Annotated in this window: 20 protein-coding genes; 8 read left to right on the top strand and 12 right to left on the bottom strand. The window is 65.9% G+C overall.

The annotated features are described in order from the left end of the window. Positions 1-6: 6 nt before the first annotated feature. The 5 genes from MP11Mi_RS16155 to MP11Mi_RS16175 form a co-directional block, all read right to left on the bottom strand. Positions 7-999: a VWA domain-containing protein gene (locus tag MP11Mi_RS16155; RefSeq protein WP_420039894.1), complete on the bottom strand. Its 993-nt coding sequence runs from the start codon at positions 997-999 to the stop codon at positions 7-9. Next, entirely contained in the window at positions 996-1,937 is a 942-nt protein-coding gene (locus tag MP11Mi_RS16160; protein ID WP_420039895.1) for a DUF58 domain-containing protein, read from the bottom strand. The genes MP11Mi_RS16155 and MP11Mi_RS16160 overlap by 4 nt, the downstream gene beginning before the upstream one ends. Beyond that, a complete protein-coding gene (locus tag MP11Mi_RS16165; RefSeq protein WP_420039896.1) occupies positions 1,924-3,045 on the bottom strand; it encodes an AAA family ATPase in 1,122 nt (373 codons plus the stop codon). Before MP11Mi_RS16165 ends, MP11Mi_RS16160 begins: the two co-directional genes overlap by 14 nt. A gap of 134 nt (positions 3,046-3,179) precedes the next feature. Continuing rightward, positions 3,180-4,682 carry an NlpC/P60 family protein gene (locus MP11Mi_RS16170; protein ID WP_420039897.1) on the bottom strand — a complete coding sequence of 501 codons (1,503 nt, stop codon included), beginning with the start codon at positions 4,680-4,682 and terminating at the stop codon, positions 3,180-3,182. Positions 4,683-4,916: 234 nt separating this feature from the next. Further along, the gene (locus MP11Mi_RS16175) at positions 4,917-5,546 is read right to left on the bottom strand and encodes an Rv1476 family membrane protein (protein ID WP_420039898.1); all 630 of its coding nucleotides are present in this window, start codon (positions 5,544-5,546) and stop codon (positions 4,917-4,919) included. 261 nt (positions 5,547-5,807) lie between these two features. Here MP11Mi_RS16175 and acnA point away from each other — a divergent pair, with 261 nt between their 5' ends. From acnA to MP11Mi_RS16200, 5 genes are all read left to right on the top strand, one after another. Continuing rightward, positions 5,808-8,603: an aconitate hydratase AcnA gene (gene acnA, locus MP11Mi_RS16180; protein WP_420039899.1), complete on the top strand. Its 2,796-nt coding sequence runs from the start codon at positions 5,808-5,810 to the stop codon at positions 8,601-8,603. Between the two features lie 32 nt (positions 8,604-8,635). After that, complete coding sequence (locus MP11Mi_RS16185; RefSeq protein WP_420039900.1) at positions 8,636-9,208, top strand: TetR/AcrR family transcriptional regulator; 573 nt, start codon at positions 8,636-8,638, stop codon at positions 9,206-9,208. A gap of 146 nt (positions 9,209-9,354) precedes the next feature. Beyond that, positions 9,355-10,899 carry an acyl-CoA synthetase gene (locus tag MP11Mi_RS16190; protein WP_420039901.1) on the top strand — a complete coding sequence of 515 codons (1,545 nt, stop codon included), beginning with the start codon at positions 9,355-9,357 and terminating at the stop codon, positions 10,897-10,899. Positions 10,900-11,149: 250 nt separating this feature from the next. Continuing rightward, positions 11,150-12,013 carry an MSCRAMM family protein gene (locus tag MP11Mi_RS16195; protein ID WP_420039902.1) on the top strand — a complete coding sequence of 288 codons (864 nt, stop codon included), beginning with the start codon at positions 11,150-11,152 and terminating at the stop codon, positions 12,011-12,013. After that, positions 12,013-12,615, top strand: a complete 603-nt coding sequence (locus MP11Mi_RS16200; protein WP_420039903.1) for a class F sortase — start codon at positions 12,013-12,015, stop codon at positions 12,613-12,615. The genes MP11Mi_RS16195 and MP11Mi_RS16200 overlap by 1 nt, the downstream gene beginning before the upstream one ends. A gap of 24 nt (positions 12,616-12,639) precedes the next feature. On the opposite strand, the gene MP11Mi_RS16205 is transcribed toward MP11Mi_RS16200, so the two are convergent. Next, entirely contained in the window at positions 12,640-14,268 is a 1,629-nt protein-coding gene (locus MP11Mi_RS16205; protein WP_420039904.1) for an ABC-F family ATP-binding cassette domain-containing protein, read from the bottom strand. Positions 14,269-14,389: 121 nt separating this feature from the next. Between MP11Mi_RS16205 and MP11Mi_RS16210 the strand changes: the two genes are divergently transcribed. Both MP11Mi_RS16210 and MP11Mi_RS16215 read left to right on the top strand, forming a co-directional pair. Then, positions 14,390-15,478: an NAD(P)-dependent alcohol dehydrogenase gene (locus MP11Mi_RS16210; RefSeq protein ID WP_420039905.1), complete on the top strand. Its 1,089-nt coding sequence runs from the start codon at positions 14,390-14,392 to the stop codon at positions 15,476-15,478. A 27-nt stretch (positions 15,479-15,505) separates the two neighbouring features. Continuing rightward, on the top strand, positions 15,506-16,624 hold the full coding sequence (locus MP11Mi_RS16215; protein WP_420039906.1) for a lycopene cyclase family protein: 1,119 nt from the start codon (positions 15,506-15,508) through the stop codon (positions 16,622-16,624). On the opposite strand, the gene MP11Mi_RS16220 is transcribed toward MP11Mi_RS16215, so the two are convergent. The 3 genes from MP11Mi_RS16220 to MP11Mi_RS16230 form a co-directional block, all read right to left on the bottom strand. Next, positions 16,602-17,732 (bottom strand): DUF7373 family lipoprotein, encoded by a 1,131-nt coding sequence (locus MP11Mi_RS16220; protein ID WP_420039907.1) that lies wholly within the window; start codon positions 17,730-17,732, stop codon positions 16,602-16,604. The two genes, MP11Mi_RS16215 and MP11Mi_RS16220, sit on opposite strands and share 23 nt — an antisense overlap. A 69-nt stretch (positions 17,733-17,801) precedes the next feature. Further along, positions 17,802-18,161 (bottom strand): thioredoxin, encoded by a 360-nt coding sequence (gene trxA / locus MP11Mi_RS16225; RefSeq protein WP_420039908.1) that lies wholly within the window; start codon positions 18,159-18,161, stop codon positions 17,802-17,804. A 43-nt stretch (positions 18,162-18,204) separates the two neighbouring features. Then, on the bottom strand, positions 18,205-19,224 hold the full coding sequence (locus tag MP11Mi_RS16230) for an NAD(P)/FAD-dependent oxidoreductase (protein ID WP_420039909.1): 1,020 nt from the start codon (positions 19,222-19,224) through the stop codon (positions 18,205-18,207). 48 nt (positions 19,225-19,272) lie between these two features. Between MP11Mi_RS16230 and MP11Mi_RS16235 the strand changes: the two genes are divergently transcribed. Continuing rightward, on the top strand, positions 19,273-19,851 hold the full coding sequence (locus MP11Mi_RS16235; RefSeq protein ID WP_420039910.1) for a helix-turn-helix domain-containing protein: 579 nt from the start codon (positions 19,273-19,275) through the stop codon (positions 19,849-19,851). 12 nt (positions 19,852-19,863) lie between these two features. Here the strand turns inward: MP11Mi_RS16235 and MP11Mi_RS16240 are convergent, their stop codons facing one another. From MP11Mi_RS16240 to MP11Mi_RS16250, 3 genes are read right to left on the bottom strand one after another with little or no spacing between them, the layout of a single operon-like run. Beyond that, the gene (locus MP11Mi_RS16240; RefSeq protein WP_420039911.1) at positions 19,864-20,202 is read right to left on the bottom strand and encodes a metal-sulfur cluster assembly factor; all 339 of its coding nucleotides are present in this window, start codon (positions 20,200-20,202) and stop codon (positions 19,864-19,866) included. Positions 20,203-20,204: 2 nt separating this feature from the next. Next, positions 20,205-20,654: a Fe-S cluster assembly sulfur transfer protein SufU gene (gene sufU, locus MP11Mi_RS16245; protein WP_420039912.1), complete on the bottom strand. Its 450-nt coding sequence runs from the start codon at positions 20,652-20,654 to the stop codon at positions 20,205-20,207. Next, positions 20,651-21,919 (bottom strand): cysteine desulfurase, encoded by a 1,269-nt coding sequence (locus tag MP11Mi_RS16250; protein ID WP_420039913.1) that lies wholly within the window; start codon positions 21,917-21,919, stop codon positions 20,651-20,653. The genes sufU and MP11Mi_RS16250 overlap by 4 nt, the downstream gene beginning before the upstream one ends. Positions 21,920-21,922: the final 3 nt, after the last annotated feature.

Raw genomic sequence — 21,922 nt, forward strand, 5'->3', positions numbered from 1 at the left:
CTGGGTTTACGGAAGTCTGCGGTTGAGCAGCAAACCGGCGATCGCGCCTAACAGAACGATCAACGTTCCAGCAATCAGCCACGGACGCGAATCGTCTCCTCGCTGCTTCTCGTAGCCGATCTGCTTCTTCAATGTGTCGTACACCTTGTTCAGCTCGTCCAGACTCGACGCTGTGAAGAAGTCGCCGCCGGATACGTTCGCGATGGTCCGCAACGACTCATCGTCCACCGGGACGCCGACCCGTTCAGTGCCACCGCCCGGCGCTTCGATGTCGACGGTGCCGTGCAATGTGCCGAAGGAGATCGTCGACACCGGAATCTCCTCTTCTTTCGCCTTGCGGGCCGCGGTGAATCCACCCCGCGGATCGTCCGGGCTCTGCGGGACGGTCTGCTTGCCGTCCGAAAGCAACACGATCCGGGCCGGCGGTGCAGCGTCGTCGCCACCCAACGCCGCATTCAGCGTCTGGATCAACTGCAGACCGGCGAAGATGCCCTCACCGGTCGCTGTCTTCTCCGCAAGCTTCAAATTGTCGAGTGCGTCCCTCGTCGCGCTGTGATCGGGTGTCGGAGAGACCAGGGTCGACGCGGTGCCCGCGAACGAGACCAGGCCCAAGTTGATCCCGTCGGTCAGGTCGTCGGCGAATCGTTTACCCGCAGCCTGTGCCGCCTGCAGCCGCGAAGGCGCGACGTCCGTCGCCTTCATCGACTGCGAGACATCGACCACCAGCACGACGGTCGCACGGTTGCGCGCCACTTCGCGTTCGGCGATCGGGCCCGCAAGCGCGATCGTCAACAGCAGCAGTCCGACGGCGAGGATTGCGAACGGGACGTGCCGGAACCGGTCGACCTTCCCCGGTGTCACCGATTTGAGGACATCCATGTTCGAGAACGCGAGCGACCGAGCCTTGCGCTTGCGCAGCACGTAGACGTAGACGCCGACCAGTGCGGCGACCAACAGGATCGACAAGAGCCACCACGGGTGCGCGAACCAATCGCTCATCGGGCGACCCCCGCCGCCATGCCGCGCCGCCGCTCGCCGACGAATCGGACCGTGTCTGAGATCCAGTCGCGGTCCGTGCGCAACGACATCACCGGTCCTCCGCTGCCACGGAAGACTCGATGGACCTCGGCGCGATGCGCGCTGGCCGCGGCCGCGAAATCGGCGCGCAGCTGCGGGGTCGCATCGACGTCGAGCAACTCACCGGTCTCCGCGTCACGCAACGTCAGTTGACCGACGTCGGGGATCTCCATGTCGCGCGGATCGAGCACCTCGACCCCGAGGAGTTCGTGGTGGGCGCCGATAGCGCGTAGCGAACGAGTCCAGTCGAGCGGCCCGAGGAAATCACTGACGACCACCGCCAGACCACGCCGACGCAACGGTCTGCGCAATGCTTCGAGCCCCGCATCGAGATCGCCTCGCACGCCGGGCGCACTCCGTTCGGTGGTGGCCACCGCTTTGAGGAGCTCCCGATCGTGCGCCTTACCCGCTCGTGCCGGTATCCGGACGATGTCGTCACCGGTCACGATGACCGCGCCGTGCCGGTTCCCGCCACCAGCGGTGAGGTGCACGATCGCCGCACAGGCCGCGACCGCGAGATCGCGCTTGGTCCGGTCTCCTGAACCGAAGTCCAGGCTCGCCGACGCGTCGACGACGAACCAGGTCTCCAGTTCGCGGTCGGCGATCATCTGCCGCACGTGCGGGGTCGACGTGCGTGCGGTGACCGACCACTCCATGCGCCGGATGTCGTCACCCGGCTGGTAGGGCCGCGCCTCCCCAGGCTCAGATCCCGGACCCGGAATGAGACCGAGATGCTCGCCCTGCAGCACGCCGTCGAGCTTGCGACGAACCGTGAGTTCCAGCGACTTGAGCGCGGCCGTCAGCTGCGGATCGTTGAGCGTCCCCTCGTGGAATGACGGGTAGCCGCTAGCGCCCGGCATGACCCTGCTGATCCGGACCGCTCGTCTGCGGCACCTGCTGCCCCTGTGGTTGCTGACCCTGTGGCTGGGGCGCCTGAGCTTGGACCGGCGACTGCGCCTGCGCGACCGGAGTCGCACTGACCTGCGGCAGGCCGACCGTCTGCAATATCCGCGTGATGATGTGCTCGGCGGTGACTTCGTCGGCGAGCGCGTCATAACTGAGGACCAGACGGTGACGCAGGACGTCGGGGATCACCTCGACCACGTCCTGCGGGGTCACGTAGTCACGCCCATTGATCAATGCGAGCGCACGGGCCGCCGCGACGATGCCGAGCGTGGCACGCGGCGACGCGCCGTACGCCAGCCATTGGTGGACATCGGTGAGACCGACCTCGGCGGGCCGACGCGTGGCGTTGATGACACGGACCACGTAGTCGACGAGGGCGTGGTGGACGAACACGTTCGCGGCTTTCGCCTGCAGTCGCAGCGTGGTCTCCGGATCGAGGATCGGCGATGCCGACGGCGGCGTGTTGCCCATCCGGTACACGATCTCGCGTTCCTCTTCGACGCTCGGATAGTCGACGAGCACTTTGAACAGGAAACGGTCGCGCTGCGCTTCGGGAAGCGGGTAGACGCCCTCGTTCTCGATCGGGTTCTGAGTCGCCATCACCAGGAACGGCTCGGGCATCGGGTACGTCGTGCCGCCGATGGACACGTGCCGTTCGGCCATCACCTCCAACAGCGCCGACTGCACTTTGGCCGGAGCCCGGTTGATCTCGTCCGCGAGCAGGAAGTTCGCGACCACCGGTCCGAGCTCAGTGTCGAATTCTTCCCGGCCCTGGCGGTAGATGCGGGTACCGATCAGGTCGGTCGGCACCAGGTCCGGGGTGAACTGGACGCGCGAGAAACTTCCGCCGACGACGGTCGCGAACGTCTCGACAGCGAGGGTCTTCGCGACGCCAGGGACACCTTCCAGAAGGATGTGCCCCCTAGCGAGGAGCCCGACGAGAATCCGCTCGACGAGTTTGTCTTGTCCGACGATCACGCGCTTGACCTCGTACATCGCGCGTTCGAGTATCTTCGAGTCCTCGGCGGTGAGTGCCAGGTCCGGACTGTCCGTTGAAGTCAAGCGTTCGCTCCTGAAGATCGACGTGCGTGGTTCTGCAGACCACAGTAGCGGTCGGCCGTTGATGTTCGCCGCCCCACACGCGTGGAGCGTCGTTCACGGCATCGACGGGCAACGCAACTTCGCGGCGGCGGAACTCAGAGCAGGCGAACCACGTTCGGCATCGCGCCTGCGGTCCGGACTGGCGAGATCTTCACGACGTCGCCCGACTCCGGCGCTTCGAGCATCGTCCCGTCGCCGAGGATGAGGGCGACGTGCTGGCTCGCGTTGGGGCCGAAGAAGATCATGTCGCCGCGCCGCATCTGCGACAGCGGAACCTGGGGGCCGGACGTGTACTGGTAGCCGGTGTAGTGCGGCAGATCGATGCCGACGCCCGCGAAGCCGTAGATCATCAGGCCGGAGCAGTCGAACCCGACCTTCTGGTAGTCGCCGTAACTGTCGGCGACGCCGCCGTCGCGGATGCCGAGCGTCGGACCGTTGGCGTCGCCGCCACCCCACGCGTATGTGACACCGAGCTGGGATTTCATCCGGTCGACGACGAGATTAATCGCCTGTTCGCCGCGCAGCCCGGGGCGCAATTGGCCCGGCGCGCCGCCCTGCCCGCCGAACATCGAGCCGAGGGATCCGTTGCCGAGTCGGGTGAACGTGTTGTTGTCGCCTTCTTCGAAGGGACTGGTCCCGCCGATGCCAATTTCGTCGAGCAGCTCCGAATGCGGGATCTGCTGGTTGCCGACCAGGCTCGCCAGCAGTGCCTGTCCGGTGTCGGTCGCGAGCCGCGCCGCTGCCTGCGCGGCCTGCGCCATCGCGTCGTCGCCTTCGACTGGCTTGCTCGGGATGGCGTCGACGGCGCGACCGAGTCCGTCGGTCACCTCTGTGGGGACTCCCGGAACGGCCGGCCGCTTCGGTGCCATGGTCGGTGCGGTTGTCGTCGTCGACGTCGGCTTGCCACGCAGCTTCGCGAGTCGCGTGGCGAGCGAATCGCGTTGACGGGCGAGCTCAACGCGCTGCCCCTGCTGGGTGCGGACTGCCGACTGCGCCGCCTTGTACGCGCTGACGGCGTCGTCACGACGGGCCGACGCGTCGGCGGCCGCGGCGACGGTCTGCTTCTTGGTGACTTCCGTTGCCGCGACACGGTTGGCCTGCTGGTTGCGTGCGACCTGGAGTCGACGGATCACGCTCTGCTGCTGGCGTGTCACTTGGTCGACCGCGGACATCTGTTCGAGGATCTTCTCCGGGTCGTCCGACGCGACGTATTTCGTCATGGCGCCCTGCCCGTTGCCCTGGCGGTACACGGTCCGAACGAACGCGTCGAACTCGCGTTGCGCACGCTCAACCTCGCCGCTGACCTCCTCCAAGGACGACTTTGCGCCCTTGTTCGCTTCCACCGCGAGTTGCCTGGCGGCGACCGCGTTCTGGAAGTCGACGAGCGACTTGTTGACGGTCTCATGCTTGGCGGCGACGGCGTCAGCGAGTTCGGTCAGGTTTTGGTCGACGTCGGCGATCTGGTTGATCAGCGCGGCGACCGGATTCGACTTCGTCGGTTCGGCGACCGCAGGTCCGGCAGCAAGAAGGGTGGCGAGAGCGAACGCTCCCACCACACTTCCGCGTCTGGTCCACCGCGTGCCCGCATCAGATCGCATCTACCGTGCACTCCCTTAACAATCATCCCCCGCACACCACAAGTGTCCCCTGCACCGTACGTCACATGAGCACCACTGAAAACTGCGGTCAGAGAATTACAAAGGCGTGATTACCTGCATAAACGTGGGTGATCAGCGAAAAGCAGAGGTCTGCGTCGGTCATCACAGTTCAATAACATGCAGGAGCTCGGGCGAGAGTGACGCCGACTGGAGCAAACGGCGGACGGTCGGCAGTCAGCGCAGGTCGTCGGCGCTCGACCCTGGAGCGCCTGCAACGACGTCGCCCACCGACGGGTCCACCGTGTCGGGGGACTCGTCGGTGGTCTCAGCTGCGGTCTCGGCCGCCACGGAGCGACGGCGGCTCATCAGGCGCGCCGCCACCGCGCCGACGATCACCACGACGATGAGCCCAATGGTGGCCAGCGTCCAGTCGACGTTCGGTTCGGTAGCCTTCTCATATATTTCGCGAGCAGATTGCGGCACCGACACGCCCTTGCTCTTCTCCCCCGTCGCATCCTCGATCTCGACACGACTGAAGTCGGTGGAGCTCGTTCCAATGCCACCCGGACCGAAGACGAGCACAGTGCCGCCAGTGGACGTCTGCAGTTCGTGCGCGATGTCGCGGTAGACAGTGAACGGCACGTAATTCTTATCGGTGACCAAGATGAACAGGTCGTGCCCGTCGGCCTTAGCCTCCTTGACCAGTTTCGTCAGCTCCGGAACCTGATCGGCTGGCGCCGAGACACCCGTCGCCTCCAGCTGCTTCTTGATCGCGGCGAGATCCAGGTCGGCCCACATATCACCGGGAAGGTCACCCACCGGAACGGGAGCGGCAACGGTGAACATGACCGGCTGCGGACTCATGCGCGGCTTCCTCATCTCAGAGCGTGGGCGGACGACTGTCGCGTTGACAATACGGCAGCGACAATACGGGCAGGAGTGCGCCACGTCCCAAGCGCAGGTGAATTCGGCGCGTCGACTTCCGGTTCCGCGCAAACCAGTACGTTCGTACTGCTAAGATGAGAGCCGTAGCGACACGGCATCGACCAAGCCGTTCTCGCGACACTTCACAAACTTCCGGGGACGCAGCCCGTCGCCGGTCAGCCCGAACAGAGTGGAGCACACATGAGCATCAATTCATTTGGAGCCCGCGGCACGCTTGCGGTCGGTGAGAACTCATACGAGATCTACCGTCTCAACGCAGTTCCCGGTACCGAGAAGCTGCCCTATGCGCTGAAGGTTCTCGCCGAGAACCTCCTGCGCACTGAGGACGGCGCCAACATCACGACCGAACACATCGACGCACTGGCCAGTTGGGATCCGAGCGCCGATCCGAGCATCGAGATTCAGTTCACCCCGGCCCGCGTCCTCATGCAGGACTTCACCGGCGTTCCCTGCATCGTCGACCTCGCGACCATGCGTGAGGCGATCACCGCACTCGGCGGCGACCCGAACAAGGTGAACCCGCTCTCGCCCGCCGAAATGGTCATCGACCACTCGGTCATCCTCGACGTATTCGGCACCGCCAACGCGTTCGAGAAGAACGTCGAGCTCGAGTACCAGCGAAACGGCGAGCGTTACCAGTTCCTGCGCTGGGGCCAGGGCGCGTTCGACGACTTCAAGGTCGTCCCCCCGGGCACCGGCATCGTCCACCAGGTCAACATCGAGTACCTGGCTCGCTCGATCATGGTCCGTGACGGCAAGGCCTACCCGGACACCTGCGTCGGCACCGACTCGCATACCACCATGGAGAACGGTCTCGGCGTCCTCGGCTGGGGTGTCGGCGGCATCGAGGCCGAGGCCGCGATGCTCGGCCAGCCGGTCTCCATGCTGATCCCGCGCGTCGTCGGCTTCAAGCTGTCGGGCGAGATCAAGCCGGGCGTCACCGCCACCGACGTCGTTCTGACCGTCACCGAGATGCTGCGCCAGCACGGTGTGGTCGGCAAGTTCGTCGAGTTCTACGGCAAGGGCGTCGCCGAGGTTCCCCTCGCCAACCGCGCGACCCTGGGCAACATGAGTCCCGAGTTCGGTTCGACGTGTGCGATCTTCCCGATCGACGAGGAGACCATCAACTACCTGCGTCTGACCGGTCGCGACGACGATCAGCTCGCTCTCGTCGAGGCCTATGCCAAGGAACAGGGCATGTGGCACGACCCGGAACACGAGCCCGTGTACTCGGAGTACCTCGAGCTCGATCTGGGCACCGTCGTTCCGTCGATCGCCGGACCGAAGCGTCCGCAGGACCGCATTCTGCTGTCCGAGTCGAAGGTCGCGTTCCGCAAGGACATCCACAACTACGTGGAAGAGGGCACCACCCCGCACACGCAGCTCGACGAGGCCGTCGAAGAGTCGTTCCCGGCATCGGACCCGGCCGCTCTCTCCTTCGCCGACGACGGCGCAGTGAACGTCCACTCGGCAGCCAACGGCGCCGAGGGCCGCCCGTCGAAGCCGATCACGGTCAAGACCGCCGAGCACGGCGAGTTCGTCCTCGACCACGGAGCCGTCGCGGTCGCGGGCATCACCTCGTGCACCAACACCTCGAACCCGTCGGTCATGATCGGTGCGGGCCTGCTCGCTCGCAACGCCGTCGACAAGGGCCTCACCTCGAAGCCGTGGGTCAAAACCAACATGGCTCCGGGCTCGCAGGTCGTCACCGACTACTACGAGAAGGCCGGCCTGTGGCCGTACTTGGAGAAGCTCGGCTTCTACCTCGGCGGTTACGGCTGCACCACCTGTATCGGCAACACCGGTCCGCTGCCGGAGGAGATCAGTGCCGCGGTCAACGACAACGACCTGACCGTGACCGCCGTCCTCTCGGGCAACCGCAACTTCGAGGGACGCATCTCCCCCGACGTGAAGATGAACTACCTCGCTTCGCCGCCGCTGGTGATCGCGTACGCCCTGGCGGGCACGATGGACTTCGACTTCGAGTCGCAGGCCCTCGGCCAGGACACGGACGGTAACGACGTCTTCCTCAAGGACATCTGGCCGTCGGCGCAGGAGATCGACGACACGATCAAGCAAGCGATCAGCCAGGACATGTTCCGCGACTCCTACCAAGATGTGTTCGCCGGCGACGAGCGTTGGCAGAGCCTGAGCACGCCGGAGGGCGACACCTTCGTGTGGGACGAGAAGTCAACCTACGTCCGCAAGGCTCCGTACTTCGACGGCATGACGCTCGATCCGGAACCGGTCGCCGACATCACGGGCGCACGCGTGCTGGCACTGCTCGGCGACTCGGTCACTACCGACCACATCAGCCCCGCAGGCCCGATCAAGCCCGGCACTCCGGCCGCGCAGTACCTCGACGCCAACGGTGTGGCCCGCAAGGACTACAACTCGCTCGGTAGCCGTCGCGGCAACCACGAGGTGATGATCCGCGGCACGTTCGCGAACATCCGTCTGCAGAACCAGCTGCTCGACGGCGTGTCCGGCGGCTACACCCGCGACTTCACGCAGGAGGGCGGCCCGCAGTCGTTCATCTACGACGCGTCGGTCAACTACAAGGAAGCCGGCATCCCGCTCGTCGTCCTGGGTGGCAAGGAGTACGGTTCGGGCTCCTCGCGTGACTGGGCGGCCAAGGGCACCGTCCTGCTCGGCGTCAAGGCCGTCATCACCGAGTCGTTCGAGCGCATCCACCGCTCCAACCTCATCGGCATGGGCGTCGTCCCGCTGCAGTTCCCGGAGGGCGAGTCGGCCAAGACCATGGGCCTGGACGGCACCGAGGTGTTCGACATCGAAGGCATCACCGCGCTCAACGAGGGTGGTACGCCTAAGACTCTGAAGGTGACCGCGACTCGCGAGAACGGCGAGAAGGTCGAGTTCGACGCGGTCGTCCGCATCGACACCCCCGGAGAGGCCGACTACTACCGCAACGGTGGCATCCTGCAGTACGTCCTGCGGAACATGATCAAGAGCTGACCGGGCGAGTGCAACGACGGGAGTTGTAACCGATGCCACGGGTCAGCGATGACCGGCTGGCCGCGCGCCGTCGAGAGATCCTCGATGGCGCGCGGCACTGCTTCGCCGAATTCGGCTACGAGGGCGCCACGGTGAAGAGGCTGGAGGAGACGACGGGTTTGTCCCGCGGTGCGATCTTCCACCACTTCAAAGACAAGGAAGCCTTGTTCCTGGCGCTCGCTCGGGAGGACGCCGAGCGGATGGCCGATGTTGCGGCACAGGAGGGCCTGGTGCAAGTGATGCGCGACATCCTGGCGCGGCCGAAGGACTTCGACTGGCTGAGCACGCGCCTGGAGATCGTGCGGAAGATCCGGAGCGATCCGAGTTTCCGTGCGGCGTGGGAAGCGCAGTCCGAAGATAGGGAGCGGGCCACTCTCGCGCGCTTGGAGCGCAAGCGACAGGCAGGCAGCCTCCGCAATGATGTGGAGCCCGAAGTCTTGGTGACGTATCTGGATGTGATCCTCGACGGGATCGTCACACGGCTGGCTTCGGGCCAGTCGACGGACGATCTGCACGCCGTGTTGGATCTCGTCGAATCGTCGGTGCGCAGGCCGCGCGCCGACTGAATGACCGAACGGAGCCGTCGTCTCGACCCGAACAGGGCCGAGACGGCGGCTTTCGTCACGTCCGGAGTCGTTGTCGCGCGAACGGGTACGCACCGAGCGGTCGCTCGGTTACGGTCTGTGTGTCACCGAGACATAAGGAGCGTTACGTGTATCCAGGAACCCACGCCTCGACCACTCCGGACAAGGCCGCCATCATTCGTCCGCCGACCGGTGAGCGCGTCACCTACGCCGAGTTGACGGATGCGTCGACTCGGATCGCGCACTTCCTGCGCGACGACCTCGGTCTGGTCCCGGGCGACACTGTCGCGATCGTCTCGGACAACGATCTGCGTGTGTTCGACGTGTACTGGGCCGCGATCCGCAGCGGCATGTACGTGACCGCGGTGAACCACCATCTGACCGCGCCAGAAGTCAACTACATCCTCGAGGACTGCGACGCGAAAGCGGTGTTCGCGGCGTCGAATGTCGCGGCGTCGGTCGCACGAGCACACGAGATTCCGGCGTTAAGCGACGCACGTCGCCGGGTGGCGTGGGGGGAAGGCCTTCCAGGCTTCGCCGACTACGCCCGAGTCAAGGCGGACGCGTCTTCCGAGCCGCTCACCGACCAGCCGCGCGGCATGGACATGCTGTATTCGTCGGGGACGACGGGTCGGCCGAAGGGCATCAAACCGAACATGCCCGACGTTCAGGTCGACGAGGCTCTGGACTTGATCTCGCTGGTCTTCGGTCCGGTCTACGGGTTCGGCACCGACACCGTCTATCTCTCGCCCGCCCCGGTGTACCACGCGGCGCCCCTGCGTTACTGCGCGATGGTCAACGCCCTCGGCGGCACGGTGGTCCTCATGGACCGTTTTGACCCGGAGAACGCGCTCGCGCTGATCCAGGAGTACCAGGTGACGCACAGTCAGTGGGTGCCGACGATGTTCGTCCGCATGCTCAAACTCGCCGAGTCGACGCGCGCGAAGTACGACGTGTCGAGTATGCGGATCGCGATCCATGCCGCCGCGCCGTGCCCGGCAGAAGTGAAGAAGGCGATGATCGACTGGTGGGGGCCGGTCATCAATGAGTACTACGCGGCGACCGAGGCCGCAGGCGTCACCCTCATCGGCGCGCAGGACTCACTCGACCGGCCGGGCTCGGTCGGGAAAGCAGCTCTCGGCGTCGTCCACATCTGCGACGACGACGGTGCCGACCTGCCGACCGGCGAGGTCGGCACCGTGTTCTTCGAGCGCGACGAGATGCCGTTCGCCTACCACAACGATCCGGCGAAGACGGCGGCCGCACAGCATCCGCAGCACCCGAACTGGGCTACGACCGGCGACCTCGGCTACCTCGACGACGACGGTTTCCTCTATCTGACGGACCGTAAGGCATTCGTCATCATCTCCGGCGGCGTCAACATCTACCCGCAGGAAGCCGAGAACGTCCTCATCAACCATCCGTCGGTCTACGACGTCGCTGTGATCGGTTTGCCCGACGACGATCTGGGCGAGGCCGCGACCGGATTCGTGCAACTGGTCGACGGCGTCCGCGCGTCCGACGAGTTGGCGGCGGAGCTCATCGATTGCGCGCGGGCGGAGCTGGCGGCCTTCAAGGTCCCGCGGGCAATCGAGTTCATCGACGAACTTCCGCGCACACCGACCGGAAAGCTCGTCAAAGGCGATCTGCGCAAGCAGATCCTCGGCGGCTGACCGGGCCCGCCCGCGGAGTTCGGCGACCTAAACGCGGCGCTCGGCTACATCCGAAGCATTCACAGGTGCCGCGGATGTCGCCGAGAGCCGCGTTTACGCGCGCGGGCCGAAGGGATCACAGCGGTAGACCATTCAGATGAATGACAGCATCGCTCCGAACGTAACCGTCCGTCTCCGATGAACGACGTACTCCATGTCGGGACCCACCGCCGTGGTGCGTGTGTCACCCGGCTGTCCTGAGGAGACGGACATGATCAGAAGCCTCAATCGGATACTCCTCGCGGTGGCCACCGTGCTGGTCGCACTGGCCACGGCAGTCGCGATGGCCGTGCCGACGGCATCCGCGGAGCCGACGGATTCACCTGGTTCCACCACTGCCACGACCAGCACTGCCACGACGTCCACTGCCACGACCACTGCGCCGGACACGACCACGCCGTCGACCACGCCGTCGACCACACCACCGAGCACGACGACCCCGCCGAGCTCCACCGTCACGCCGCCGGAGACCGGCACGGGCTCTGTCACGGTGCAGGCCATCGATCTGAAGACCCATCTCCCGGTCTCCGGCGTCGGCGTGGAGCTCCGATCGGGCAACGTCATCAAGGTAGTAAACACCTTCGCTAGCGTCGACATGCCGGCAGGCGTCGTGTCCGCGCAGGTCACCGCGATTCCGGGCGGATACCAGCGGGCCTGGGTCGATCCGTCCAGTGCGAATCTGGTGGCTGGCGGAAGCACCTCGTTCCTCGTTTCCCTGGTCCGCAAAGGGCAGGTTGGTGCCGTGTCGATCACCAAGCGTGACAAGGTCACCGGCGCGTTGCTAGCCGGTGCCAGCTACCGCGTCACGGCCGTCCACAGCGATCAGAGTGTGATGCTGGTGACCGGCCCGTCGGGCACCGGATCGGTTCAATTGGCCCCCGGCGGCTACAACGTCCAGGAGGTCGGCGCGCCCGCGGGCTACGCCCTCGACTCCACCGTCCGGTTCGTCGAGGTGTCCCCATCCCAAACTCGCTACTTGGAACTGTACGATTCGCCGATCGAGCAGCCGGTGATCATCCGTGACCCGAGCCAACGCGAGCCGCTGACGTCGATCCCTACCGGTCGGACGCACTGATGTCGCGCTTGGGCCGGGTCCTCGTAGCGGCCACCGCCGCGGTGGCACTGGTGGCGGCGAGCGCTTGCGGTACGCACGAGACCACTTCGGAGTCCACCCAAGCCCAGGCCGACCTGCCCGCGCCTATCATCGCGGTAGCGCACGATCCGTCCGCGCCGGTACAGCTGGTGATCGACGGCCAGTCGGCGCCGACGCAGGCCGTCGCGACCGATGCACAGGGAACACTGTTGCCGCCCACCGACATCTCGAATGTCGGATGGTGGGTCGACTCGGCGCTGCCGGGCTCGCACACGGGAACCATCGTCATCGCCGGCCACGTCGACGATGTCGCGCAGGGTACGGGGTACGCGGCTCGCTTCGCGACGTTGGAACTCGGAAGCATGGTGACGATCGGGACCGCCGACGGTCAGCACCTGACCTACCGGGTCTCTCGGGTGGTGGATGCGGAAAAGACGGGTACAGGCACCGATGCGGTCCCGTTCGAGGAGCTCAATCGGCTCGACGGTCCAGAAACCCTCGCGCTGGTGACATGCGGCGGCCCGTTTATCGGACCACCACTCGGCTACCGCGACAACATCGTCGTCTTCGCCGCCCCGGCATGATCGCCGAAGCCCCGCGAGCGTTGGTCAGGCGAGCTCGATGAGCTCCTGGTACTCGTCCGACCAGTGGTCCTCGGTACCGTCCGGCAGCAGGATGACGCGCTGCGGCTCGAGCGCTTCAGCTGCGCCCGGGTCGTGCGTGACGAGGACGACGGCCCCGGTGTAGCTCCGCAATGCTTCCAGGACTTGTTCGCGGGAGATCGGGTCGAGGTTGTTCGTCGGTTCGTCGAGCAGCAGGACGTTCGCGGCCGACGAGACGAGTCCGGCGAGCGCCAGACGCGTCTTCTCACCGCCGGACAGGGTACCCGCCGGCTGTTCGAGCTGCGGTCCGGTGAACATGAACGCGCCGAGGAGTCCTCGCAGATCCTGTTCACCCGCGTCCGGTGCGGCGTGCCGGATGTTCTCCCACACCGTCGCATCGTCGTCGAGCGTGTCATGCTCCTGCGCGAAGTAGCCGATCTTGAGTCCGCGGCCTGGCTCCAGTTCGCCGAGGTCCGGCTTCTCCACTCCGGCCAGAAGCTTCAAGAGGGTCGTCTTGCCCGCACCGTTGAGACCGAGGATCACCACGCGCGACCCCTTGTCGATGGCCAGATCCACACCGGTGAAGATCTCAAGTGACCCGTACATCTTGGTCAGGTTGGACGCCATCAGCGGAGTCTTTCCGCACGGGTCGGGCTCCGGGAAACGGATGTGCGCGGTCTTGTCGGCCACCCGCACCTCGTCGAGTTCGTCCATCATCCGCTCGGCGCGTTTGATCATCTGGTGGGCGGCCGCAGCTTTGGTTGCCTTGGCACCGAGCTTCGCGGCCTGCGTACGGAGAGCGGAGGCCTTCTTCTCGGCGTTGGCGCGTTCGCGCTTGCGTCGCTGCTCGTCGGTGGCGCGCGCGTCGAGGTACCGCTTCCAGCCCATGTTGTAGACGTCGGCTTCACCGCGCACCGCGTCGAGGAACCACACGCGGTTCACGACGTCGGAAAGCAGGTCGACATCGTGGCTGATGACGACGAGTCCGCCGTCGTGGTTCTGCAGAAACGTCCGCAACCAGGCGATCGAGTCGGCGTCGAGGTGGTTGGTCGGCTCGTCGAGCAGCAGGGTCGTATCCGATTTACCGGATCCGTCCGACGCCGCGAACAGGATGCGCGCCAACTCGATTCGACGGCGCTGACCGCCAGAGAGGGTGCGCAGCGGCTGGGCCAGCACCCGGTCGGGTAGGCCGAGACTATTGCAGATGCGGGCCGCGTCCGCTTCGGCGACGTATCCGCCGAGGTTCGAGAACCGCTCTTCGAGCCGCGCGTACCGCACGATCGCCTTGTCGCGGACCTTGTCGTCCGCGGCTTCCTCCATCAGCGTCTGCTGTTTGCCCATCGATGCGAGGATCTCGTCGAAGCCGCGGGCGGACAGGACGCGATCCTTCGCGAGGACGTCGAGGTCGCCCTCCTTGGGATCCTGGGGCAGGTAGCCGACGGGCCCCGAGTTGCGAACGGAGCCCGCATACGGCTGGGTCTCCCCCGCCAGAATGCGCAGCGACGTCGTCTTGCCTGCACCGTTACGTCCGACGAGGCCGATCCGGTCACCCGGCTGGATGCGCAGGTGGTCTCCGGGCGCGAGCAGGAGAGTCCTCGCGCCCGCTCGAACTTCCAGGTCAGTCGCGGTGATCACGAGGATCCATCGTACGGATGCCCGGCGGCTATCGGCGAATCGTGAAACGTGGGACATGACACCCGCTCGCCATAAGTCGAGATATGCTCGCTTGGAAAGTAGATGCGATGAGAGGCCGAAGATGCGTGCAGCAGTACTGAACGAGGTCGGTGGCGACCTGTCCATCGTGGAACTAACCGCCACGGACCTCGTCGCAGGCGAAGTGTTGGTCAAGGTCCACGGTGTGGGCGTCTGCCACACCGATCTCACGGTCATCGACGGCGCGATGCCGCAGCAGACGCCGATCGTCCTCGGCCACGAGGGTTCCGGGGTCGTCGAGGCCGTCGGCCCCGGGGTCACCGAGCTGAGCGTCGGCGACCATGTGGTGTGCAGTTTCACCTCCTGCGGCGAGTGCAAGCGGTGTGCGACCGACCTCCCGGCGTACTGCACGAGGTTCGCACAGCTCAACTACGCAGGCGGCCGACCGGACGGTTCGACGACGCTCGTCGATGGGGACGGCGCACCCGTCCACGGGAACTGGTTCGGCCAGTCGTCGTGGGCGACACATGCCGTGGCGAGCGTCGCGAACGCCGTGAAAGTCCCCGACACGCTACCGGTCGACATGCTCGGTCCGCTCGGATGCGGCCTCCTAACCGGCGCCGGCGCCGTCCTCAATGTGCACCGACCGAAACCGGGCCAGAGCTACGGGGTGTGGGGGCTCGGCCCCGTCGGCCTCGCCGCGATCATGGCGGCGAACGCCTCGGGATGCGAACCGATCATCGGCGTCGACCCGAACCCCACCCGACGCGAGCTCGCGCTCGAGATCGGTGCGACCGCCGTCTACGAGCCGTCCGACACCCTCGCGAAGGACCTCGTGCGCGAGACGCAGGGCGGACTTGACTTCACCATGGAAGCGGTCGGCGCCCCGTCTGTGATCCGTCAGTCGCTGATGGCGTTGGCTTCGCCTGGTTCTTGCGTGACGGTCGGATTCCGGGGGCCGAAGAACCCCGTCGAACTGAACCAGAGCCATCTGCTGCAGGGTCGTTCGCTGCGCGGCGTGATCGAGGGTGACGCTGATCCGCACGAACTGATCCCCCGCCTCGTACGGATGTGGGCCGACGGCGACTTCCCGTTCGACAAACTGATCACCACCTACTCGTTCGACGACATCGCGACGGCTATCGCCGACTTCCGTGCGGGCACCGTCATCAAACCGGTGCTGCGGCCTTGACCGCACGCCGGGGCTAGCCTTACCGCTGTGACCACGATCTACGATGTCGCCGTCGTCGGCGCGGGGCCCGCGGGTCGCGTCCTCGCGCACCGAGCGCTGGCAGCGGGACTGCGGGTCGCCGTGGTCGACCCCGATCCCGATCGTCAGTGGTCGGCGACGTACGGGATGTACACCGCTGACCTTCCGGACTGGTTCGATCGCGCGGCGATCGCGGCGTCGGCGCCGTCGATCACCGTGTTCACGCCGACCGAGCGCGTCGTGCCACACGGATACACGATCCTCGACACCGCCCAGTTCCAGCACACGTTGACGCTCAACGGCGCGGCCGTGCTCGCCCGCTACGCGGCAGCGGTCACCGCGAGCACCGTCACGTGCACCGACGGTTCCCGCGTGAGGGCCCGCTATGTGGTCGACGCGCGGGGTGCACGGACCGCCGACCACCCGGCACGGCCTCGACAGACTGCGGTCGGCTCGGTCGACCAGTCAGATGATCCGACGATGGTGTTGATGGATTGGCGGCCCGCCGCCCGAACGTCGCTCGCCGGGGCACCGCCGTCATTCAGTTATCGGGTCGCGCTCGGTGCTGGTCGCCGGCTCGTCGAGGAGACATGTCTGGCCGGGGCCCCGCCCATCGATGTCGATGCCCTCGCCGAACGCAATCGCCTTCGCACCGATCGGGCGCACGTCGACGAACTGGTCGACTTCCCGCTGCAGGTCGATGCCAGACCGTGGGCGCGTTCAGCGGACAGCCCATTGCGGTTCGGTGCGGTCGGCGGTCTGATGAACCCGGCCACCGGGTACAGCGTCGGTCAGTCGCTGCGCGCGTCCGATGTCGTCGTCGACGCGATCGTCGCGGACCGCGATCCGCACCACGTCCTCTGGTCGGCGCATGCGCGTCTCGCCTACCGCTTGCGCACGTTGGGACTGCGCGTTCTGTTGACGTTGCGTCCGGACGAATTGGTCGCATTCTTCGACACGTTCTTCCGCACGGACCCGACCCTGCAATACCGCTACCTGTGCGGCCGCGATGATGCGGTTGGTGTGCTGCGGTCGATGGCTGCAGTGTTCACGCTGGCGCCGATGCGGCTACGCTTGCGCGTCGCCGTATCGGCGGTGTCCTCGCTCAGCCGGCGAGCTTCTTCATGAATGTGTATTGCGCGGAGATCTGCTGCTGCGCGTCCGCCAGATCCTTGCCGTAGGCCTCTCCGACGTACGGTCCGACCGCGACAAAACAGCCAGCGTTGCCGTCTCTGGTGAGGCACCGCGCGATGTTCAGATCCTGCGGGCTCGCGGCCTTCCGAGACGTGTCGTCCTCGAAATCTTTGACAAGGTAGTCGATCCAACCCGCGGTCTGACCTGCGCTGCCCGCCTTGTACAACTGTGTGCCATTCCACGCGAACTGTTCGATGCCAGCCTTCTTCAGCGCGGTAAGTGCGGCCGACTGGTCGCCGTAGAACAAGGCCGCCGCACGCTGGCCGTAGACCGAGCCGTGCAATGGATTGCTGCCGTCACCGCTGTTCTCACCCACCGTTCCGGTCAGCAAGTTGTCCGGGTCGATGCGCCGGTCGTCACTCACCGTTCCGATCGCGTCCAGCAATGGCTTCTGCTGGTCGTAGGCGGCCTTCACGATTCGATCCGGCCAAGCACGGTCCTTGGCGTCTGCCCACGTGTAGATCAGCCGCTGCCCGACCGGCGTGAACGCGGCGACGGTGTGCTTGTCCGCGCTCGAATCGTGGATGGTGATCGACTCCGACGGCATGCCCGCCACCCGCACGCGCTCGTACTTCGAGTACGACGTGCGCTTGAGCATCACACCCGAGAGCTGTCCTGCCGCAGCAGACGCGGCCGCGGCGTCGCGGAACACGAACACGGCGTGATTGATCCCAGTGTCGTTGCTCTCGTCACCAGAGGACAACGTGAAGCCGTACTGAAAGTCCTTCATAACCGGCAAATCCGCCGTGTCGGGAATGACGGCTTGAACATTCGCCGCGGTCGCCAACGGCTGCGTGGGGAGCTTCCCGTCAACCATCACCGGATCGAGGTCATGCGCGAAGACCATGTGGTCAGCCAACCGAACGCCACGCAACTTCGCCCATGCGGTCTCCGACGTCGCGTCACCTGCGGGCTTGGTCTGCATCGAGCCGTACTTGCCGGTCTGCAGCTCTACCGGACCGCGCGTCGGTGTGCCGTCGACAGCACAGCCCGCGAGGACGCAGGTCAAACCCACAGCGACGGCTATCAGAGATTTTCGCATGAGGTGATAGTACGGGTGCCAAGCCGGAACGCCGTCGCCCGAATGACGTTCACCGGTCGCAGCCGTCGTTTACTCGGCCTGCCCGCTCTCCCGCAGCGCCTTCTCGACGTCGAGTGTCTTGAGTTGCTCGATCAACGACTCGAGCGCCTGCGGGGGCAGCGCGCCAGCCTCGTTGAAGACGAGGTGCCCGTCCTTGAACGCCATGATCGTCGGGATGGAGCGGACCGACGCGGCCGCGGCGAGCTGCTGCTGAGCCTCGGTATCGACCTTCGCAAACACGATATCCTCGTGCTTCTCCGACACAGCCGAGAAGGTCGGCGCGAACTGCTTACACGGACCGCACCACTCGGCCCAGAAGTCGACGAGCACGATCTCGTTGTCGTTGACGGTCTGCTCGAAGTCCGTCCCGGTCAAATCAATGGTTGCCATGTCACCATTCAACACTGCCGCAGCCCAGACATATTCCTGGCGGCTACCGTCCGCCTGCGCGAGCCCGCGCCGCGCGGACGTCGTCGGCGACGAGGTCGGCGTTCACGAACGCGCCCAGCTTGACTCCGGCGCCCGCCGCCGAGGCGACCATCGCCGCGAGGTCGCCCGCGTTGCCTGCCGTCCAGACGCCGGGCACAGGCGTCGCGCCGTTCTCATCGGCCGGGATGATCCGCCCCATCGGATGTTCCTCGGCCCGCCCACCGAGACGTTCGTACAGTTCGGTGCGGGCGAGCATCCGCGGCGCGACGACCACCGCGTCCACGTCGTACCGGTCGTCGCCGACCGCGATCGCCCGCGCCTCGCGGCCGTCCACATGAACGCGAGACACAACGCCGTGCACGACATTGACTCCCATCACGTCGAGGTCTGCGCGTTGCTCCTGGTCAAAGTCGACTCCGTTCGCGAACACGGTCACCCGGTCGGCCAGGCGCGCAAACAACAACGACTGATGAACGGCCTGCGGAGCGATCGAGGCGATCACTCCGACTCGCCTGCCCCGCACCTCGTACCCGTGGCAGTACGGGCAGTGCAGCACACCGTGTCCCCACGCCTGGCGCACGCCGTCAATATCGGGCAGGACGTCGACGAGGCCGGAGGCGAGCACCACCCGGCGCGCTCGGACCGTGGTCCCGCCATCCACGTCGACAGTGAAACCGCCTGCGCTCTCATCGCATTGAGCGCCGGTGGCTGTTCCGTCGACGAACTCGACGCCGTACGACTCCGCTTCGGCACGACCGACCCGCAACAGGTCTCCGGGCGAGATCCCTTCTCGACCGAGCACATTGTGCGCCGCCTCCGACGGCAGATTGCGTTGCGCTCCCGCGTCGACGACGAGCACCGACCGCAACGACCGGCCGAGCGCGACGGCGGCTGCCAGTCCGGCGGCACCGCCCCCGACGATCACGACGTCGTACGGTGTGGGCTTCTTCACTGCGGCAGACTCTTCTGCGGCAGACTCTTCTGGAGCGGACTCTTCTGGGGTGATCTTCGCTGTCTGACTCATGGCCTCGACGCTATCCGCGTGTTGCACAAATAGCATATAGTTTTGCCTATGAAGCAAGAACCGATGGATGACGACGTCGACGCGCTCGTCCGCCAACGCATCAGAGGCTTACGTGTCGCCCAAGGCTGGACATTGGACGCACTTGCTCGACGCTGCCACATCAGCCCCTCCACGCTGTCGCGGATAGAGACCGGCCACCGTCGCGTCGCACTGGATCAACTGGTCCCGATCGCGCGCGCTCTAGGAACTACCCTCGACCAGCTGGTCGAACCTGTCGGCGACGACGACGTCGTGATCCGGCCCGAACCCCATCAACGGCCGGGCGCCGTCACGTGGCTGCTGTCCCGGGACCGGGCCGAGAGCGGGGTAATCGTCGCGAAGATGCGACTGTCGCCGAATCCGAGTTCACCGACGGACCAACGCGTCCATCCGGGACACGAATGGTTCACAGTGCTCTCCGGGACTGTTCGGCTCCATCTGGGCGAGCGGGTCATCGACATTCAGGCGGGCGAGGCCGCTGAATTCGACACAATGACGCCGCACCACTTCAGTGCGTACCGCAAGACGGCCGAAATTCTGACGATCTTCGACCGGGACGGCGAGCGCGCTCACCTACATGAGAGCTAGGTCGAGGGGCGCCTAGACGGTGAAGCCGAGAGCTCGCAATTGTTCGCGACCGTCGTCGGTGATCTTGTCCGGGCCCCAGGCGGGAATCCACACCCAGTTGATCTCCATGTCCGTGCAGAGTCCGCTGGTGACGAGGACGTTTCGGGTCTGGTCCTCGATCACGTCGGTGAGCGGGCACGCAGGCGAGGTGAGCGTCATGTCGATCTTGACCGCGGCGTCGTCGTCGATGGCGAGGCCGTAGACGAGGCCGAGGTCGACGACGTTGATGCCCAGTTCCGGGTCGACGACGTCGCGCATGGCTTCTTCGACATCGTCCTGGCTGGGTAGCGAGGTCTCTACTGTGTCAGTCATTTCTATGCTCCGGTCTTTTCCGCAACGGTCTGGGAGACCGCGTCCTTGAACGCCATCCATCCGAGCAACGCACATTTTACGCGCGCCGGATACTTACTGACGCCAGCAAAGGCGATGCCGTCGCCGACGAGGTCTTCGTCGCCTGCGTCGGTGCCGCGAGAGGTCATCATGGTGTTGAACGAGTCGAGCGCGGCCATCGCGTCGTCGAGCGAGAGCCCGACGATCTGGTCGAAGAGCACCGATGTCGAGGCCTGCGATATCGAGCAGCCCTGGCCGTCGTAGGAGATGTCGGCGACGGCGTCGTCGACGACGGCCACCCGGAGGGTGACTTCGTCCCCGCACGTCGGGTTGACGTGGTGGACTTCGGTGTCGAACGGCTCGCGCAAGCCACGCCCGTGCGGGTGTTTGTAATGATCCAGGATCACCTCCTGGTACATCTGTTCCATTCTCATGGGCGTCCTCCGAAGAAGTTCTGGGCGACGCGGATAGCGTCCGCGAGAGCATCGACCTCGTCGACCGTGTTGTAGAGGGCGAACGATGCGCGGGCACTTGCGGCGACACCGAACTTCCGGTGCAGCGGCCACGCGCAGTGATGTCCGACCCGGATGGCGACTCCCTCGTCGTCGAGAACCTGCCCGAGGTCGTGGGCGTGGATGCCCTCGACGTCGAACGCGACCGCTCCACCTCGCCCAGTGGCTTCGCGCGGGCCGACGATCCGCAGACCGTCGATCTCGCTCAGGCGTGCCAGCGCGCGCACGACGAGGTCGTGCTCGTGGGCGGCGACCGCATCCATGCCGATCGCGTCGAGATAGTCGACCGCCGCACCGAGCCCGACGACCTGGGACGTCATCGGAACGCCTGCTTCGAATCGCTGCGGGGGCGCGGCGTACGTCGAACCCTCCATCGTGACGGTCTCGATCATCGAGCCGCCGGTGATGAACGGCGGCAGTTGTTCGAGGAGCGCCGACTTCCCGTACAGGACGCCGACACCCGACGGTCCGAGCATCTTGTGTCCGGAGAATGCCGCGAAGTCGACGTCGAGCGCGCGGAAGTCCACCGCCATGTGCGGCACGGACTGGCAGGCGTCGAGCACGACGTATGCGCCGACCGCGCGGGCCCGCGAGACGAGCTCGGCGACATCGGCCACCGCTCCGGTGACGTTCGACTGGTGCGTGAACGCGACGATCTTGACGGTCTCGTCGAGGTCGAGCGAGTCGAGGTCGATGCGTCCGTCGTCGGTCACCGAGTACCAGCGCAGCCGAGCTCCGGTACGGCGCGCCAGTTCCTGCCACGGGACGAGGTTGGCGTGGTGTTCGAGCTCGGTGACGACGATCGTGTCGCCGTCCCCGAGCCGGGTACCGCCGAACAGCGGTGCGGACCGATCGTCGCCCAGGGTGTACGCGACGAGATTCAGCGCCTCGGTCGCGTTCTTCGTGAACGCGATCTCAGCCGCCGTCACGCCGACGAACGATGCGATGGCGTCCCGCGCGTACTCGTACGCGTCGGTCGCCTCCTCCGCCAATTGGTGGGCGCCGCGGTGAACTGCGGCGTTGTGGTTGAGCACGAAGTCACGTTCGGCGTCGAGCACCTGCAGCGGCCGCTGCGACGTCGCGCCCGAGTCGAGATAGACCAGCGGCTTGTCGTCGCGCACAGTCCGCGAGAGGATCGGGAAGTCCGCGCGGACGGCGGCGATGTCGAAGCCCGTTGCCACGGCCATCTT

Source organism: Gordonia abscondita (assembly GCF_032711245.1).
Classification (GTDB): Bacteria; Actinomycetota; Actinomycetes; order Mycobacteriales; family Mycobacteriaceae; genus Gordonia.

Excerpts from the sequence above, each read along its gene's own strand:
- MP11Mi_RS16230 (WP_420039909.1), bottom strand. The coding sequence starts at position 19,224 with ATGAGTCAGACAGCGAAGATCACCCCAGAAGAGTCCGCTCCAGAAGAG.
- MP11Mi_RS16185 (WP_420039900.1), top strand. The coding sequence starts at position 8,636 with ATGCCACGGGTCAGCGATGACCGGCTGGCCGCGCGCCGTCGAGAGATC.
- MP11Mi_RS16235 (WP_420039910.1), top strand. The coding sequence starts at position 19,273 with ATGAAGCAAGAACCGATGGATGACGACGTCGACGCGCTCGTCCGCCAA.
- MP11Mi_RS16250 (WP_420039913.1), bottom strand. The coding sequence starts at position 21,919 with ATGGCCGTGGCAACGGGCTTCGACATCGCCGCCGTCCGCGCGGACTTC.
- trxA (WP_420039908.1), bottom strand. The coding sequence starts at position 18,161 with ATGGCAACCATTGATTTGACCGGGACGGACTTCGAGCAGACCGTCAAC.
- acnA (WP_420039899.1), top strand. The coding sequence starts at position 5,808 with ATGAGCATCAATTCATTTGGAGCCCGCGGCACGCTTGCGGTCGGTGAG.
- MP11Mi_RS16220 (WP_420039907.1), bottom strand. The coding sequence starts at position 17,732 with ATGCGAAAATCTCTGATAGCCGTCGCTGTGGGTTTGACCTGCGTCCTC.
- MP11Mi_RS16155 (WP_420039894.1), bottom strand. The coding sequence starts at position 999 with ATGAGCGATTGGTTCGCGCACCCGTGGTGGCTCTTGTCGATCCTGTTG.
- MP11Mi_RS16240 (WP_420039911.1), bottom strand. The coding sequence starts at position 20,202 with ATGACTGACACAGTAGAGACCTCGCTACCCAGCCAGGACGATGTCGAA.
- MP11Mi_RS16175 (WP_420039898.1), bottom strand. The coding sequence starts at position 5,546 with ATGAGTCCGCAGCCGGTCATGTTCACCGTTGCCGCTCCCGTTCCGGTG.
- MP11Mi_RS16200 (WP_420039903.1), top strand. The coding sequence starts at position 12,013 with ATGTCGCGCTTGGGCCGGGTCCTCGTAGCGGCCACCGCCGCGGTGGCA.
- MP11Mi_RS16210 (WP_420039905.1), top strand. The coding sequence starts at position 14,390 with ATGCGTGCAGCAGTACTGAACGAGGTCGGTGGCGACCTGTCCATCGTG.
- MP11Mi_RS16195 (WP_420039902.1), top strand. The coding sequence starts at position 11,150 with ATGATCAGAAGCCTCAATCGGATACTCCTCGCGGTGGCCACCGTGCTG.
- MP11Mi_RS16160 (WP_420039895.1), bottom strand. The coding sequence starts at position 1,937 with ATGCCGGGCGCTAGCGGCTACCCGTCATTCCACGAGGGGACGCTCAAC.
- MP11Mi_RS16170 (WP_420039897.1), bottom strand. The coding sequence starts at position 4,682 with ATGCGATCTGATGCGGGCACGCGGTGGACCAGACGCGGAAGTGTGGTG.
- sufU (WP_420039912.1), bottom strand. The coding sequence starts at position 20,654 with ATGAGAATGGAACAGATGTACCAGGAGGTGATCCTGGATCATTACAAA.